Source organism: Streptomyces sp. NPDC096046, assembly GCF_040303285.1.
Lineage (GTDB): Bacteria > Actinomycetota > Actinomycetes > Streptomycetales > Streptomycetaceae > Streptomyces.
Genome location: NZ_JBEOSZ010000034.1, coordinates 42,076 through 57,965 on the forward strand (window position 1 = coordinate 42,076; position 15,890 = coordinate 57,965).

A 15,890-nucleotide genomic window follows, 5' to 3' on the forward strand; every position below is an offset into this window, starting at 1 on the left:
GTCACTCGACTGTGGACAACTGGCCGCGATATGTCGGTCTTACGATCATTCGAACACGCGACTGACAGGCTTTCGACAGCTGCGGCGGGTGGCCCTCCGGGGTGGGCGCCTCCCGGCGGGCGGGCATCAGGCGACCGGGTCGACCTCCCGCAGCAGGCCGGTCTTCACGTCGAAGACGAATCCGCGCACGTCGTCGGTGTGCGGCACGAACGGCGAGGTGCGCACGCGCTGCATCGACTGCCGCACGTCCTGGTCGACGTCCCGGAAGGACTCCACGGCCCATGCCGGACGCTGACCGACCTCGGCCTCCAGCTCGTTGCGGAAGTCCTCGGTGAGGCTCTCCAGGCCGCAGCCGGTGTGGTGGATGAGCACCACGCTGCGGGTGCCGAGCTTGCGCTGGCTGATGGTGAGGGAGCGGATCACGTCGTCGGTGACGACACCGCCCGCGTTGCGGATCGTGTGGCAGTCACCCAGCTCCAGGCCGAGCGCCGCGTGCAGGTCGAGACGGGCGTCCATGCAGGCCACGACGGCGACGTGCAGCACGGGCCGGGCGTCCATCCCCGGGTCCGTGAAGGCGTCCGCGTACCGGGCGTTGGCCTCCACGAGACGGTCGGTGACCGTGCCGCCGGCCTTCATGGCGCTCTCCGAACCTGTGGGAACCGATGCAGAAGTCGTCATAGCTATGACGTTACTGGTCACACCCTGTCCAGGCCTCCTGTGGAAGTGAACAAAGAATGCCGTCGAGTGAGGTGTGTGAGGTAACCCACAAGGGTGCCGCCCCGGTGTCCGCGCGAACGGCGGCGACGCGCAGGCCGGTTGATTGACCGGGCGACAGGGTGGACTAAAGTGACGCGAAGCGGGAGGCGAGACTCTCCCCATTGGACTGATGTTCTTCACAAGACCCCGGCGACGACCGGTGATCTCCCCGCGTGCGCGGCGCGTACGCACGGCTCGGCCTCCTCCCGCTCCCGGTCGGCTGACGCTTCCGGCGCCGGCGGGCCTCGTGTTCACCAGCGGGCGGGGACCCGGCGGTGCGGACGACCGCGCCGGATCTGAGAGGGCCCAGGATAAATGGGGCGCGAAGCGCATTCGATCAAGGGTGGTGGTGGGCGACGGGAGGGAGAGAGTCGACACGTCCCGGTGATGCTCCAGCGGTGCCTGGACCTGCTGGCACCCGCCCTGGAGGGCCCGGACGCCGTGGTCGTCGACTGCACCCTCGGCCTCGGCGGCCACAGCGAGGCGCTCCTCGAGCGGTTCCCCGGCGTCCGGCTCGTCGCGCTCGACCGCGACAAGGAGGCCCTGCGGCTGTCCGGCGAGCGCCTCGCCCCCCACGGCGAGCGCGCGACCCTCGTCCACGCCGTCTACGACGAGCTCCCCGAGGTGCTCGACCGGCTCGGCATCGCGCGCGTGCAGGGCGTCCTGTTCGACCTGGGCGTCTCCTCCATGCAGCTCGACGAGGCCGAACGCGGCTTCGCCTACGCCCAGGACGCCCCGCTCGACATGCGCATGGACCAGACGACCGGCGTCAGCGCCGCCGAGGTCCTCAACACCTACCCGCCGGGCGAACTGGTGCGCATCCTCCGGGCGTACGGCGAGGAGAAGCAGGCCAAGCGGATCGTGAGCGCGATCGTGCGCGAGCGGGCCAAGGAGCCGTTCAGCAACAGCGCGCGGCTGGTCGAGCTGATCCGCGACGCCCTGCCGCAGGCCGCCAAGCGCACCGGCGGCAACCCGGCCAAGCGCACCTTCCAGGCCCTGCGCATCGAGGTCAACGGCGAGCTCTCCGTGCTGGAGCGCGCGATCCCCGCCGCCGTCAAGGCACTCGACGTGGGCGGGCGGATCGCGGTGCTGTCGTACCACTCGCTGGAGGACCGGCTGGTCAAGCAGGTCTTCGCGGCGGGCGCGGCCACCACCGCGCCGCCCGGGCTGCCCGTCGTCCCCGAGCGCTATCAGCCGCGGCTCAAGCTGCTCACGCGCGGTGCCGAACTCCCCACGGAAGAGGAGATCGCCGAGAACCGGCGGGCGGCACCGGCGCGGCTGCGCGGGGCCCAGCGCATCAGGGAGGACGTCGAGTGAGGCGTGTGCAGGCCGGACCGAGGGAGCGTGCGTGAGCGGCAAACCCGAACTGAAGGGGAGGGCGGCCCGCCTCGCGCGGCTCCTCCCGACCGGCCCGGGGCAGGCGGCCCGCACGCCCTTCGTCCTCCTGGTCGTCCTCCTGCTTGGCGGCGGTCTCATCTGCCTCCTCGTGCTGAATTCGGCCCTCAGTGAAGGCGCGTTCGAACTCGACGACCTCCAGCGGGGGACCAAGAGCCTCACCGACGAGGAGCAGGCCCTCCAGCGGGACATCGACGCCTACTCCGCCCCCGACGCCCTCCAGCGCCGCGCCCGCGAGCTCGGCATGGTGCCCGGCGGCGATCCCGCCTTCCTCGATCCCGACGGCACCGTCAAAGGCGTCCCCCGCGCCGCCACCGGTGCCGGGCAGACCTCCGTGCACACGCCCGTGGTCCTCGCCCCCGAGGCCATGACCGACGGCCCCACCCCGACCCCCGGCAGGTGACGGAAGTGACCGACAGGGAACCGCCGCGTCGCCGCGTGCCCGCCCCCGCCAGGCCCGCTCGTCCCGACGCCCGGCGCCGTCCCGACGCCCGGCGCCGTCCCGACGCCCGGCGCCGTCCCGGCCCCGGTGCCCGCCCGGCCCGGCGGCCGGGGCAGGGCCGCCCCGCTGCGCCGCCCAAGCCGCTGAGGCTCGGCAGCCCCCGCCCCCGCCTGCGCCTGGTCGGACTCGCGCTCGCCCTGGTCCTGACCGCCTTCGTCGTACGGCTGTTCCAGGTACAGGCCGTCGACGCGAGCACGTACGCCGCCAAGGCTGAACAGAACCGCTACGTCGGGCAGATCCTCGCCGCGGACCGGGGCGAGATCACCGACCGCTCCGGAGTGGCCCTCGCGACCAGTGAGGACGCCTACGACATCACCGCCGACCCCACGATGTTCGCCCCCCGCCAGCTGAAGATCGAGGACGGCCCGGAGCAGGCGGCCGCCCTCCTCGCGCCGATCCTCGGCCAGGAGCAGGACCGCCTGGTCGAGAAGCTGCGGCCGAAGAACACGGCCCTGCGCTACGTCAAACTGGCCTCCCGTCAGACCCCGCAGGTCTGGAAGCAGATCAAGGACCTCAAGTCGGCGCTCGCCAAGAAGGCGGAGACGGACAAGTCCACGCCCAACGTCCTCTCGGGCGTCTTCTCCGTCGCCACCAGCAAGCGTGTGTACCCCAACGGCGACCTCGCCGCCGGGATACTGGGCTGGGTCAACGCCGAGGGCAAGCCCGGCGGCGGCATCGAGTTGCAGCTGAACAAGCAGCTCGCCGGCAAGGACGGCAAGATCCGCTACGCGCAGTCCGGGGGCCGTCTCGTGCCCACCGCGGGCTCCACCGAGACACCCGCCGTCCCCGGCAGCGACATCGAGCTCACCATCGACCGCGACATCCAGTGGGCCGCCCAGAACGCCATCAGCGACCAGGTGAAGGAGTCCGCGGCCGACCGCGGCTACGTCATCGTTCAGGACACCCGCACCGGGCAGATCCTCGCCATGGCCAACTCGCCCGGCTTCGACCCGAACGACCTGTCCGACGCCGACCCGGCCGCCCTCGGCAACGCCGCCCTCCAGGACGCCTTCGAGCCCGGCTCCACCGCCAAGGTCATGTCGATGGCGGCCGTCCTCCAGGAGAACGTCGCCACACCGGGAACCCACGTGGTGGTGCCCAACCGGCTGCACCGCGGCGACCGGCTCTTCAAGGACGACATCGACCACCCGACCTGGTACCTGACCCTGAACGGCGTCCTCGCCAAGTCCAGCAACATCGGCACCATCCTCGCCACCGGCCAGCTCGGCACAACCCAGGCGCAGGCCAACAAGGTCCTCTACGACTACCTGCGCAAGTTCGGCCTCGGCAGCCACACGGGGCTCGGCTTCCCCGGCGAGACCAAGGGCATCCTCGCCCCGCCCGACAAGTGGTCCACCTCGCAGCAGTACACGATCCCTTTCGGCCAGGGCGTCTCCATCAACGCCATGCAGGCGGCCTCCGTGTACTCGACCATCGCCAACGGCGGCGTCCGGGTCGAACCCACCCTCGTGCGCGGCGCCAAGGGCCCCGACGGGCGCTTCACCCCCGCCCCGAAGCCCGCGAAGAACCGGGTCGTCAGCGCCGAGACGGCGAAGACCCTCGCCCGGATGCTGGAGTCCGTCGTGGACGACGAGGAGGGCACCGGCACCAAGGCGCGCATCCCCGGCTACCGCGTCGCGGGCAAGACGGGTACCGCCAACCGGGTGGATCCGGCCACCGGCAAGTACCACGGCTACACCTCGTCGTTCGCCGGATTCGCACCCGCCGACCAGCCCCGCGTCACCGTCTACTGCGCCATTCAGAACGCCACCCAGGGCAGCTACTTCGGCGGCCAGATCTGCGGACCCGTCTACAAGAAGGTCATGGAGTTCGCACTGAAGTCCCTCCAGGTCCCGCCGACCGGCGCCAAGCCCGCGAAACTGCCCGTCTCCTTCAAGCAGTGACCAGCGCGACGCACCCCGATCAGACCCAGCCCCACCGAGCCACCAGGACCGCCTCCGTGACAACGATCACCCCCGAGCCCGGGAACCAGGGCAGCCCCAGCCCCTCACTTCGCCCGGAGGCGGGTACGCCCGGTACGCTCACCGCCGTGCCACACGCTGATCAGTCCCAAACCACCCAGAAGGGCCATCCCGTGACATACCCCGGGCCGCCCAGGCCGGTTCAGGTCTCCGCCACACCCCTCGCGGAGCTCGCCGATCAGCTGGGTGCTTCCGCGCCGGACAGTTCCCCGGGGGTCACGGGCATCACCCATGACTCCCGTGCCGTGCGCCCCGGCGACCTGTACGCCGCCCTCCCCGGTGCCCGGCTGCACGGCGCCGACTTCGTCAACCAGGCCGCGGGCCTCGGCGCGGCCGCCGTGCTGACCGACCCCACCGGCGCCGAGCGCTCCGCCGCGTCCGGTCTGCCGGTCCTGGTCGTCGACGACCCGCGCGGGCGGATGGGCGAGCTGGCCGCCACGATCTACGGCCATCCCGGCCGGGACCTGCTGCAGATCGGCATCACCGGCACCTCCGGCAAGACCACCACCGCCTATCTCGTCGAGGGCGGCCTGAAGACGGTCAGGTCCACCGGCCTGATCGGCACGGTCGAGATGCGCATCGGCGACGAGCGCATCAAGTCCGAGCGCACCACCCCCGAGGCCACCGACCTCCAGGCCCTGTTCGCCGTCATGCGTGAACGCGGCGTCGACGCGGTCGCCATGGAGGTCTCCAGCCACGCTCTGGTCCTCGGCCGGGTCGACGGCTGCGTCTTCGACATCGGCGTCTTCACCAACCTCAGCCCGGAGCACATGGAGTTCCACTCCGACATGGAGGACTACTTCCAGGCGAAGGCGCAGCTGTTCACCCCGAAACGGGGCAAGCTCGGCGTGGTCAACGTCGACGACGAATACGGCCGCAGGCTGGCGAAGGAGGCCACCGTCCCGGTCGTCACCTACTCCGCCGAGGGCCACCCGGACGCCGACTGGCGTGCCGAGGACGTCCAGGTCGGCCGGCTGGACTCGACGTTCACCGTCGTCGGCCCCAAGGGCGAGCGGGTCGACGCCACCTCGCCGCTGCCCGGGCCCTTCAACGTGGCCAACACCCTGGCCGCCATCGTCGCCCTCGCCGTCGCCGGCCTCGACCCGCAGGCCGCCGCCGACGGTGTCGCCGCCGTCCCCGGCGTCCCGGGCCGCCTGGAGCGCGTGGACGCCGGGCAGCCCTACCTGGCGGTCGTGGACTACGCGCACAAGACCGACGCCGTCGAGTCGGTGCTGCGCGCCCTGCGCAAGGTCACCGAGGGCAGGCTGCACATCGTCCTCGGCTGCGGTGGTGACCGGGACAAGACCAAGCGCGAGCCCATGGGCGCCGCCGCGGCACGGCTCGCCGACACCGCCACACTGACCTCCGACAACCCCCGCTCCGAGGACCCCCTCGCGATCCTCGCCACGATGCTCCGGGGCGCGGCGTCCGTGCCCGCGCACGAGCGCGGCGAGGTGCAGGTCTTCGAGGACCGGGCCGCCGCGATCGCCGCGGCCGTCGCCCGAGCCGAACCCGGCGACACCGTGCTGGTCGCGGGCAAGGGCCACGAGCAGGGCCAGGACATCGCCGGGGTGGTCCGTCCCTTCGACGACCGCCAGGTGCTCCGCGAAGCCATTCAGAAGACCCAGGGATGAAAATCCAGAAGACCCAGGGGATGAACTTGTGATCGCCCTCTCCCTCGCCGAGATCGCAGAAGTCGTCGGCGGGCAGACGCACGACATACCGGATCCGTCCGTCCAGGTCACCGGACCGGTCGTCCGGGACTCCCGGGAGGCGGTGCCCGGCAGCCTCTTCGTCGCCTTCGCCGGGGAGCGCGTGGACGGCCACGACTTCGCGGCGGCGGTCGTCGAGTCCGGAGCGGTGGCCGTGCTCGGCACCCGGCCGGTCGGCGTGCCCGCGATCGTCGTGGACGACGTCCAGAGCGCGCTCGGCGCCCTCGCGCGGCACGTCGTACGACGTCTCGGTGCCACCCTCGTCGCCCTCACCGGCTCGGCGGGCAAGACCAGCACCAAGGACCTCATCGCGCAGGTGCTGCAGCGCAAGGCCCCCACGGTGTTCACGCCCGGCTCGCTCAACAACGAGATCGGGCTGCCGCTGACCGCGCTCAGCGCCACCGAGGAGACCAGGTTCCTCGTCCTGGAGATGGGCGCCCGCGGCATCGGGCACATCCGTTACCTCGCCGGCCTGACGCCCCCCAAGGTCGGTCTCGTCCTCAACGTCGGCAGCGCCCACATCGGCGAGTTCCGCGGTCGCGAGCAGATCGCGCAGGCCAAGGGCGAACTCGTCGAGGCCCTCCCCGCCGAGACCGACGGCGGCACCGCCATCCTCAACGCCGACGACCCCTACGTGCGGGCCATGGCCTCCCGTACGAAGGCGAAGGTGCTCTTTTTCGGAGAGTCCGGCGAAGCGGACGTTCGTGCCGAGAACGTGCGACTCACGGACACCGGGCAGCCCTCGTTCAGGCTTCACACACCCTCCGGTGCAAGTGATGTGACCATGCGCCTGTACGGTGAGCACCACGTGTCGAACGCGCTCGCCGCGGCCGCCGTCGCCCACGAGTTGGGCATGTCCGCTGACGAGATCGCCGTGGCGCTCTCCGAGGCGGGCTCCCTCTCCCGCTGGCGGATGGAGGTCACCGAGCGCCCGGACGGCGTGACGGTCGTCAACGACGCCTACAACGCGAACCCCGAGTCCATGAAGGCCGCGCTGCGCGCGCTCGTGGCCATCGGCAAGGGGCGTCGTACGTGGGCGGTGCTCGGCAAGATGGCCGAGCTCGGGGACGAGGCTCTCGCCGAGCACGACGCGGTCGGACGGCTCGCCGTCCGGCTCAACGTCAGCAAGCTCGTCGCGGTCGGTGGCAGGGAAGCCGCCTGGCTGCAACTGGGCGCATATAACGAGGGTTCGTGGGGTGAGGAGTCGGTGCACGTGTCCGACGCACAGGCGGCGGTCGACCTGTTGCGCAGCGAGCTGCGCCCGGGGGACGTCGTGCTCGTGAAGGCGTCCCGTTCGGTCGGGCTCGAGAACGTGGCGCAGGCGCTGCTCGAGACCGGTGCCGAGGGTGAGGTTTCCGCCCGATGATGAAGCAGATCCTGTTCGCAGGAGTCATTGGTCTCTTTCTCACGCTGGTCGGCACCCCGCTGCTGATCAAGCTGCTCGCGCGCAAGGGTTACGGCCAGTACATCCGCGACGACGGCCCGCGCGAGCACGCCAGCAAGCGCGGTACGCCGACCATGGGCGGTATCGCCTTCATCTTCGCGACGGTCGCCGCGTACTTCCTGGCCAAGGTGATCACGGGCTATGCGGACCCGGAGGCCGACGCGGCGCCGACCTTCTCGGGTCTGCTGGTGCTCGGCCTGATGGTGGGCATGGGCCTGGTCGGCTTCCTGGACGACTACATCAAGATCGTCAAGCGGCGTTCGCTCGGCCTGCGGGCCAAGGCGAAGATGGCCGGCCAGCTGATCGTGGGCATCACCTTCGCGGTGCTCTCGCTGCAGTTCGCGGACAACCGCGGCAACACCCCGGCCTCCACGAAGCTGTCGTTCATCACGGACTTCGGCTGGACGATCGGCCCCGTGCTGTTCGTGGTCTGGGCGCTGTTCATGATCCTGGCGATGTCCAACGGCGTGAACCTCACCGACGGTCTGGACGGTCTCGCCACCGGCGCCTCGGTGCTCGTCTTCGGCGCCTACACGTTCATCGGCGTCTGGCAGTTCCAGGAGTCCTGCGCCAACGCGCAGACCCTGACCAACCCGGGCGCCTGCTACGAGGTGCGGGACCCCCTCGACCTGGCGGTGGTCGCCTCCGCGCTGATGGGCGCCTGCCTCGGCTTCCTGTGGTGGAACACCTCGCCGGCCAAGATCTTCATGGGCGACACCGGTTCGCTGGCGCTCGGCGGTGTGCTCGCCGGCCTCGCGATCTGCTCGCGCACCGAGCTGCTGCTCGCCATCCTCGGCGGCCTCTTCGTCCTGATCACCATGTCCGTGGTCATCCAGGTCGGTTCCTTCCGGCTCACCGGAAAGCGTGTCTTCCGGATGGCGCCACTCCAGCACCACTTCGAACTCAAGGGCTGGTCCGAAGTGCTCGTGGTGGTCCGCTTCTGGATCATTCAGGGCATTTGTGTGATCGTCGGACTTGGCCTCTTCTACGCGGGATGGGCAGCGGACAAGTGACCTCCTCGGAGCCCTTCGACTTCCAGGGCAAGCACGTCACCGTCGCCGGACTCGGCGTCTCGGGCGTCCCGGCGGCCAAGGTGCTGCACGGGCTCGGCGCGAGGGTCACCGTCGTCAACGACGGCGCCGACGAGCGCGCGCGGGCGCAGGCGGCCGAGCTGGAGGCGCTCGGCATCACCGTGCGCCTCGGTGACGGCGGCGCTCTGCCCGAGGGCACCGAGCTCATCGTCACCGCGCCCGGCTGGATGCCGGACAAGCCGCTGTTCATGGCGGCACAGCAGGCGGGGGTCCCCGTCTGGGGCGACGTCGAACTGGCCTGGCGCCTGCGCGGCCCCGACGCCGCCCCCTGGCTCGCCGTCACCGGCACCAACGGCAAGACCACCACCGTGCAGATGCTGGCCTCGATCCTGAAGGCGGCGGGCCTGCGCACGGCCGCCGTCGGCAACATCGGCGTGTCCCTGCTGAACGCGGTCCTCGGCGACGAGCGGTACGACGTGCTGGCCGTGGAGCTCTCCAGCTACCAGCTGCACTGGGCGCCCTCCCTGCGCGCCCACTCGGCCGTCGTGCTGAACCTCGCCCCGGACCACCTCGACTGGCACGGCTCCATGGAGGCCTACGCCGCCGACAAGGGCCGCATCTACGAGGGCAATCGCGTCGCCTGCGTCTACAACGTGGCCGACAAGGCCACCGAGGACCTGGTCCGCCGGGCCGACGTCGAGGAGGGCTGCCGGGCCGTCGGCTTCACCCTCGGCACCCCCGGCCCGTCCCAACTCGGCGTCGTGGAAGGCATCCTGGTCGATCGCGCCTTCGTCGAGAACCGGCAGAAGAACGCCCAGGAGCTCGCCGAGGTCGCCGACGTCCATCCGCCGGCCCCGCACAACATCGCCAACGCCCTCGCCGCCGCGGCTCTCGCCCGCGCCTACGGCGTGCCCGCCAGGGCCGTGCGGGACGGCCTGCGGGCGTTCACCCCGGACGCCCACCGCATCGCGCACGTGGCGGACGTGGACGGGGTCGCCTGGGTCGACGACTCCAAAGCCACCAACACGCATGCGGCGGAAGCCTCGTTGGCGGCGTACGAGTCGATCGTGTGGATCGCGGGCGGACTCGCGAAGGGCGCGACCTTCGACGAACTGGTCGCCAAGTCGGCGAAGCGGCTGCGGGGTGCCGTGCTGATCGGCGCGGACCGCGCGCTCATCCGGGAAGCCCTCGCGCGACACGCCCCGCAGGTACCCGTCGTCGACCTCGACCGGACCGACACTGGGGCGATGCGCGCGGCGGTTCAGGAGGCGCGGCAACTCGCTCGCCCGGGCGACACGGTGCTGCTGGCTCCGGCCTGTGCCTCCATGGACATGTTCGCCAACTACAACAAGCGCGGAGACGCTTTCGCGGACGCCGTTCGTGAGCTCGGCTCCGTCGACGGCTGACCCGGGTCCGCCTCGCCCGGCGGCGGCGCCGGGCGAACCTGGGAGGGACGCGTGACACGGATGTGGCTGGTGCCCGAGCGGCCTGGGGGCGTGCACCGCGCGTCGTCCCCCTCCGGCACGGCAGGGTGAGCGGCGATGCCCACCAGCCGCACCGGACGGCCCCCGACCCCCCGCGCCCCCAAACGCCCCGTGGCGCCGCGGAACGCGCGTGAGAACGGCGTCCTCGGTCTCTACACCCGCGTGCGCAGGGGCTGGGACCGGCCGCTGACCGCCTACTACCTGATCCTCGGCGGCAGTGCGCTGATCACCGTGCTGGGGCTGGTGATGGTCTACTCGGCCTCCCAGATCACCGCGCTGCAGATGTCGCTGCCCGGTTCGTACTTCTTCCGCAAGCAGTTGCTCGCCGCGGGCATCGGCACCGTTCTGCTGCTGGCGGCCTCGCGGATGCCGGTGAAACTGCACCGGGCACTCGCCTACCCCATCCTCGCGGGTGCCGTCTTCCTCATGACCCTGGTGCAGGTCCCCGGCATAGGAGTGTCGGTCAACGGCAACCAGAACTGGATCGCCCTCGGCGGCTCCTTCCAGATCCAGCCCAGCGAGTTCGGCAAGCTCGCCCTCGTGCTGTGGGGCGCCGACCTGCTCGCCCGCAAACAGGACAGGAGGCTGCTGACCCAGTGGAAGCACATGCTCGTGCCGCTGGTGCCGGCCGCCTTCATGCTGCTCGGTCTGATCATGATCGGCGGCGACATGGGCACGGCGATCATCCTCACGGCCATCCTGTTCGGCCTGCTGTGGCTGGCCGGCGCCCCCACACGGCTGTTCGCCGGGGTGCTGTCGATCGCCGCCGTCCTCGGCCTGATCCTCATCAAGACCAGCCCCAACCGCATGGCCCGCCTGCAGTGCCTGGGCGCCACCGAACCCCAGTCGGGGCCCGTCGACTGCTGGCAGGCCGTGCACGGGATCTACGCGCTCGCCTCGGGCGGGATCTTCGGGTCCGGACTGGGTGCGAGTGTGGAGAAATGGGGTCAACTCCCCGAGGCTCACACCGACTTCATCTTCGCCATCACCGGTGAGGAACTGGGTCTGGCGGGGACGCTGTCGGTACTCGCCCTCTTCGCGGCTCTAGGCTATGCGGGTATCCGCGTGGCCGGACGCACGGAAGATCCGTTCGTGAGGTTTGCCGCAGGAGGCGTGACCACCTGGGTCACGGCCCAGGCCGTGATCAACATCGGTGCGGTGCTCGGTCTGTTGCCGATCGCCGGCGTCCCCCTCCCGCTGTTCTCCTATGGAGGATCCGCCCTGCTGCCGACCATGTTCGCCATCGGGTTGCTGATCGCCTTCGCGCGTGACGACCCCGCTGCGCGGATGGCGCTTGCGATGCGACAACCCCGCTTTGGTAGAAAGCGGGGGGCGGGGGGCACCGCTCGGTCGGGCAGGCCGGCCGGAGTCTCCCGGAGATGGAACACGATGCGACGGCGTGCCTCGGCGGCACGCTCGTCCGGAGAGCGGTGAATTTCGGTGCATGTCGTACTCGCCGGCGGAGGAACCGCGGGCCACATCGAGCCCGCGCTCGCCCTCGCGGACGCCCTGCGCAGGCAGGACCCGAGCGTGGGCATCACGGCCCTGGGCACGGAGCGCGGCCTCGAGACCCGTCTCGTACCCGAGCGGGGGTACGAACTCGCGCTGATCCCCGCCGTTCCGCTGCCGCGCAAGCCCACCCCGGAACTGATCACCGTCCCGGGCCGGCTGCGCGGCACGATCAAGGCGACGGAGCAGATCCTGGAACGCACCAAGGCGGACGCCGTGGTCGGCTTCGGCGGCTACGTCGCCCTGCCCGGCTACCTCGCGGCCAAGCGCCTGGGCGTGCCGATCGTGATCCACGAGGCCAACGCCCGTCCGGGCCTGGCCAACAAGATCGGCTCGCGCTACGCCAGCCAGGTCGCCGTCTCCACGCCCGACAGCAAGCTGCGGGGCGCCCGTTACATCGGCATCCCGCTGCGCCGCTCCATCGCCACCCTCGACCGGGCCGCCGTACGCCCCGAGGCCCGGGCCGCGTTCGGGCTCGACCCGAACCTGCCCACGCTGCTGGTCACCGGCGGCTCCCAGGGCGCCCGCCGCCTGAACGAGGTCGTCCAGCAGGTCGCGCCCTGGCTCCAGCAGGCCGGAATCCAGATCCTGCACGCCGTCGGCCCGAAGAACGAACTGCCGCACGTCCAGCAGATGCCGGGGATGCCCCCCTACATCCCGGTAAGTTACCTGGATCGGATGGACCTCGCGTACGCCGCGGCCGACATGATGCTCTGCCGCGCGGGCGCGATGACCGTCGCCGAACTCTCCGCCGTCGGGCTCCCGGCCGCCTATGTTCCGCTGCCCATCGGCAACGGCGAACAGCGGCTCAACGCCCAGCCGGTGGTCAAGGCCGGCGGCGGACTGCTGGTCGACGACGCGGAGCTGACCCCCGAGTGGGTCCAGCAGAACGTCCTGCCCGTGCTCGCCGACCCGCACCGGCTGTACCAGATGTCCCGCGCCGCGGCCGAGTTCGGCCGCCGGGACGCCGACGAGCTGCTCGTCGGCATGGTGTACGAGGCGATCGCCGCCAGCCGTGCACACCGATAGGACCGTATGACGGGAAGGCAGGGGAGCGTGGCCGGATCGACCACCGCCGAGCGCGGTGCACGCCAGCAGGAGTCGTCCGGTCCGCCGCCCCGCCTTCGCTCGAGGCGGGCCAGGATCCGCGCGCTCGTCCTCCTGGGCCTCGCCCTGGTCTTCCTCGGCATCCCGACGGTCTGGCTGTTCTACGGCTCCGACTGGCTGCGCGCGGAGCACGTCTCGGTATCCGGCACCCGGGTCCTGACACCGGCTCAGGTCGAGGCGGCTGCCAGAGTTCCGCTCGGGAAGCCGCTGATTTCCGTCGACACCGATGCGATCGAGACGCGACTGCGCCGGAAATTGCCCCGCATTGACGCGGTTGACGTGGTCCGATCCTGGCCTCGGGGAATCGACCTGAAAGTGGTCGAGCGGACTCCGGTTCTGATTGTTCAAAAGGGCGGAAAGTTCGTCGAAGTGGACGACGAAGGTGTCCGTTTCGCCACGGTTTCCGAGGCGCCGAAAGGTGTCCCCGCGCTGGAATTGACGCTCTCCCGCTCCAGCTCCGCCGCCGCGAGCCTGCGCCGCTTCGGCGAGTCCCGGCTGGTGCGTGAGGCGGTCGGCGTCGCGCGCGCCGTTCCGGCCGCCGTCGCGAGTGACACACGGACCGTCAAGGTCCGTTCCTACGACGACATCACGCTGGAGCTGAGGGACGGCCGCACGGTGGTCTGGGGAAGCGGTGAGAAGGGTGCCGCGAAGGCCCGTACGCTCACCGCTCTGATGAAAGCCTCGCCCGATGCGCGGTACTTCGATGTGAGTGTCCCCACCGCGCCCGCGTCATCGCGGAGTTGACGCACATCCGCGCAGGCCAGCACCCTGGTTGGGCAGTGCTACGGCTGATCACATAGGGTGAAAAGAAAAACGGGAGGTTCGGCGTGTTCGTTGAACGTGCGCCACTTGTCGACTTAGTGTCCTGTTCAGAAGACTCCAAGGAACAGACACACTGGTAACCCTAAACTTCAGGGTTAGGGTTCGGGTCGGCGATACGGACCGTCCCATTCGGCATCAGTCGTCGGGTCGCGGGGCGCAGGGCGTCACGCTGATCCGTCGACACGTAACTCGAGGCGAGAGGCCTTCGACGTGGCAGCACCGCAGAACTACCTCGCAGTCATCAAAGTCATCGGTGTCGGCGGCGGTGGTGTCAATGCCATCAACCGGATGATCGAGGTCGGTCTCAAGGGCGTCGAGTTCATCGCCATCAACACCGACGCGCAAGCTCTGTTGATGAGCGACGCCGACGTCAAGCTGGACGTCGGCCGCGAACTCACCCGCGGACTCGGCGCCGGAGCCAACCCGGCCGTCGGCCGCAAGGCCGCCGAGGACCACCGCGAGGAGATCGAGGAGGTCCTCAAGGGGGCCGACATGGTCTTCGTGACAGCCGGTGAAGGCGGCGGCACCGGCACCGGCGGCGCGCCCGTCGTGGCCAACATCGCCCGCTCGCTCGGCGCCCTCACCATCGGTGTGGTGACGCGCCCGTTCACCTTCGAGGGACGGCGCCGCGCGAACCAGGCCGAGGACGGCATCGCCGAACTCCGCGAAGAGGTCGACACCCTCATCGTCATCCCGAACGACCGGCTGCTGTCCATCTCGGACCGCCAGGTCTCGGTGCTGGACGCCTTCAAGTCGGCCGACCAGGTCCTGCTCTCCGGTGTCCAGGGCATCACCGACCTCATCACCACCCCGGGCCTGATCAACCTCGACTTCGCCGACGTCAAGTCGGTCATGTCGGAGGCCGGCTCGGCCCTGATGGGCATCGGCTCGGCCCGCGGCGACGACCGCGCGGTGGCCGCCGCCGAGATGGCGATCTCCTCGCCGCTGCTGGAGGCGTCCATCGACGGCGCCCGTGGCGTGCTCCTGTCCATCTCCGGTGGCTCCGACCTCGGCCTGTTCGAGATCAACGAGGCCGCCCAGCTGGTGAGCGAGGCCGCCCACCCCGAGGCCAACATCATCTTCGGCGCGGTGATCGACGACGCCCTCGGCGACGAGGTCCGGGTCACCGTGATCGCGGCCGGCTTCGACGGCGGCCAGCCGCCGGCCAAGCGGGACAACGTCCTCGGCTCGTCCTCGGCCAAGCGCGAGGAGCCGGCCCCGGTCCGGCAGACCGAGAGCCGACCGTCCTTCGGATCACTCGGCAGCGTGACCCCGAAGGAGGACCCGGAGCCCGCGCCGGAGCCGGTCAAGGACATCCCGGTCGCCCCGCCGGTCCCGCCGGCGCCGCGGACCTACTCGGACAGCGCGGCCGAGGAACTGGACGTACCGGACTTCCTCAAGTGATCCTTCAGTCGTGATAGGACAGCGCGAAAGCGCGAGCGGCGCGCACTTCGGCTTCACCGACCGGTGGGGCGGGGTGAGCGCCGCTCCGTATGAGGAGCTCAACCTCGGCGGAGCGGTCGGCGACGATCCCGAAGCCGTACGCGCCAACCGGGGGCTGGCCGCCAAGTACCTGGGCATCGAGCCGGACCGGGTGGTCTGGATGAACCAGGTGCACGGGGCCGACGTGGCGGTGGTGGACGGGCCGTGGGGATCTTCGGCCGCGGTTTCGTCGGTCGACGCGATCGTCACCACGCGGCGGGGGCTCGCCCTCGCCGTGCTGACCGCCGACTGTGTGCCGGTGTTGCTCGCCGACCCCGTCGCCGGAGTCGCCGCCGCGGCCCACGCGGGCCGGCCCGGCATGATCGCCGGAGTCGTCCCGGCCGCGCTGCGCGCGATGACGGAACTGGGCGCCGAGCCCTCCCGGATCGTCGCCCGCACCGGGCCCACCGTCTGCGGCCGGTGTTATGAGGTGCCCGAGGCGATGCGCGCCGAGGTGTCCGCCATCGAGCCGGCGGCGTACGCCGAGACCGGTTGGGGCACACCGGCGGTCGACGTGAGCGCCGGGGTGCACGCCCAGCTCGAACGGCTCGGGGTGCGCGACCGGGAGCAGTCGCCGGTGTGCACGCTGGAGTCACGCGATCACTTCTCGTACCGCCGCGACCGCACCACCGGTCGGCTCGCGGGTTATGTGTGGCTGGACTGA

Annotated in this window: 13 protein-coding genes; 12 read left to right on the top strand and 1 reads right to left on the bottom strand. The window is 70.8% G+C overall.

Features of this window, described 5'->3' with window-relative positions:
* Window positions 1-126 precede the first annotated feature (126 nt).
* Window positions 127-678: a beta-class carbonic anhydrase gene (locus tag ABTX62_RS25895; RefSeq protein ID WP_283969661.1), complete on the bottom strand. Its 552-nt coding sequence runs from the start codon at window positions 676-678 to the stop codon at window positions 127-129.
* Window positions 679-1,071: 393 nt separating this feature from the next.
* Here ABTX62_RS25895 and rsmH point away from each other — a divergent pair, with 393 nt between their 5' ends.
* The 12 genes from rsmH (at window position 1,072) to pgeF (ending at window position 15,890) form a co-directional block, all read left to right on the top strand.
* Entirely contained in the window at window positions 1,072-2,073 is a 1,002-nt protein-coding gene (rsmH, locus tag ABTX62_RS25900) for a 16S rRNA (cytosine(1402)-N(4))-methyltransferase RsmH (RefSeq protein ID WP_352118454.1), read from the top strand.
* A 31-nt stretch (window positions 2,074-2,104) separates the two neighbouring features.
* A complete protein-coding gene (gene ftsL / locus ABTX62_RS25905) occupies window positions 2,105-2,554 on the top strand; it encodes a cell division protein FtsL (protein ID WP_352118455.1) in 450 nt (149 codons plus the stop codon).
* A 5-nt stretch (window positions 2,555-2,559) separates the two neighbouring features.
* A complete protein-coding gene (locus ABTX62_RS25910; RefSeq protein WP_352118456.1) occupies window positions 2,560-4,557 on the top strand; it encodes a peptidoglycan D,D-transpeptidase FtsI family protein in 1,998 nt (665 codons plus the stop codon).
* Between the two features lie 191 nt (window positions 4,558-4,748).
* Window positions 4,749-6,269, top strand: a complete 1,521-nt coding sequence (locus tag ABTX62_RS25915; protein ID WP_352118457.1) for a UDP-N-acetylmuramoyl-L-alanyl-D-glutamate--2,6-diaminopimelate ligase — start codon at window positions 4,749-4,751, stop codon at window positions 6,267-6,269.
* 28 nt (window positions 6,270-6,297) lie between these two features.
* Window positions 6,298-7,713 (top strand): UDP-N-acetylmuramoyl-tripeptide--D-alanyl-D-alanine ligase, encoded by a 1,416-nt coding sequence (locus ABTX62_RS25920; protein ID WP_352118458.1) that lies wholly within the window; start codon window positions 6,298-6,300, stop codon window positions 7,711-7,713.
* Window positions 7,713-8,804, top strand: a complete 1,092-nt coding sequence (gene mraY, locus ABTX62_RS25925; protein ID WP_352118480.1) for a phospho-N-acetylmuramoyl-pentapeptide-transferase — start codon at window positions 7,713-7,715, stop codon at window positions 8,802-8,804. Before ABTX62_RS25920 ends, mraY begins: the two co-directional genes overlap by 1 nt.
* Window positions 8,786-10,228, top strand: a complete 1,443-nt coding sequence (murD, locus tag ABTX62_RS25930) for a UDP-N-acetylmuramoyl-L-alanine--D-glutamate ligase (protein WP_352118459.1) — start codon at window positions 8,786-8,788, stop codon at window positions 10,226-10,228. The genes mraY and murD overlap by 19 nt, the downstream gene beginning before the upstream one ends.
* Window positions 10,229-10,363: 135 nt before the next feature.
* The gene (ftsW, locus tag ABTX62_RS25935; RefSeq protein ID WP_352118460.1) at window positions 10,364-11,740 is read left to right on the top strand and encodes a putative lipid II flippase FtsW; all 1,377 of its coding nucleotides are present in this window, start codon (window positions 10,364-10,366) and stop codon (window positions 11,738-11,740) included.
* Window positions 11,741-11,746: 6 nt separating this feature from the next.
* Entirely contained in the window at window positions 11,747-12,844 is a 1,098-nt protein-coding gene (gene murG, locus ABTX62_RS25940; protein WP_283969669.1) for an undecaprenyldiphospho-muramoylpentapeptide beta-N-acetylglucosaminyltransferase, read from the top strand.
* 27 nt (window positions 12,845-12,871) lie between these two features.
* A complete protein-coding gene (locus ABTX62_RS25945) occupies window positions 12,872-13,666 on the top strand; it encodes a cell division protein FtsQ/DivIB (protein ID WP_352118461.1) in 795 nt (264 codons plus the stop codon).
* Window positions 13,667-13,954: 288 nt separating this feature from the next.
* On the top strand, window positions 13,955-15,148 hold the full coding sequence (ftsZ, locus tag ABTX62_RS25950) for a cell division protein FtsZ (protein WP_031131993.1): 1,194 nt from the start codon (window positions 13,955-13,957) through the stop codon (window positions 15,146-15,148).
* A gap of 10 nt (window positions 15,149-15,158) precedes the next feature.
* Complete coding sequence (gene pgeF / locus ABTX62_RS25955) at window positions 15,159-15,890, top strand: peptidoglycan editing factor PgeF (protein WP_352118462.1); 732 nt, start codon at window positions 15,159-15,161, stop codon at window positions 15,888-15,890.

What these genes read in the sequence shown, in the direction of transcription:
- rsmH (WP_352118454.1), top strand. Translation starts at nt 1,072, where the DNA reads ATGGGGCGCGAAGCGCATTCGATCAAGGGTGGTGGTGGGCGACGGGAG.
- murD (WP_352118459.1), top strand. Translation starts at nt 8,786, where the DNA reads ATGGGCAGCGGACAAGTGACCTCCTCGGAGCCCTTCGACTTCCAGGGC.
- ABTX62_RS25895 (WP_283969661.1), bottom strand. Translation starts at nt 678, where the DNA reads ATGACGACTTCTGCATCGGTTCCCACAGGTTCGGAGAGCGCCATGAAG.
- mraY (WP_352118480.1), top strand. Translation starts at nt 7,713, where the DNA reads ATGAAGCAGATCCTGTTCGCAGGAGTCATTGGTCTCTTTCTCACGCTG.
- ftsW (WP_352118460.1), top strand. Translation starts at nt 10,364, where the DNA reads ATGCCCACCAGCCGCACCGGACGGCCCCCGACCCCCCGCGCCCCCAAA.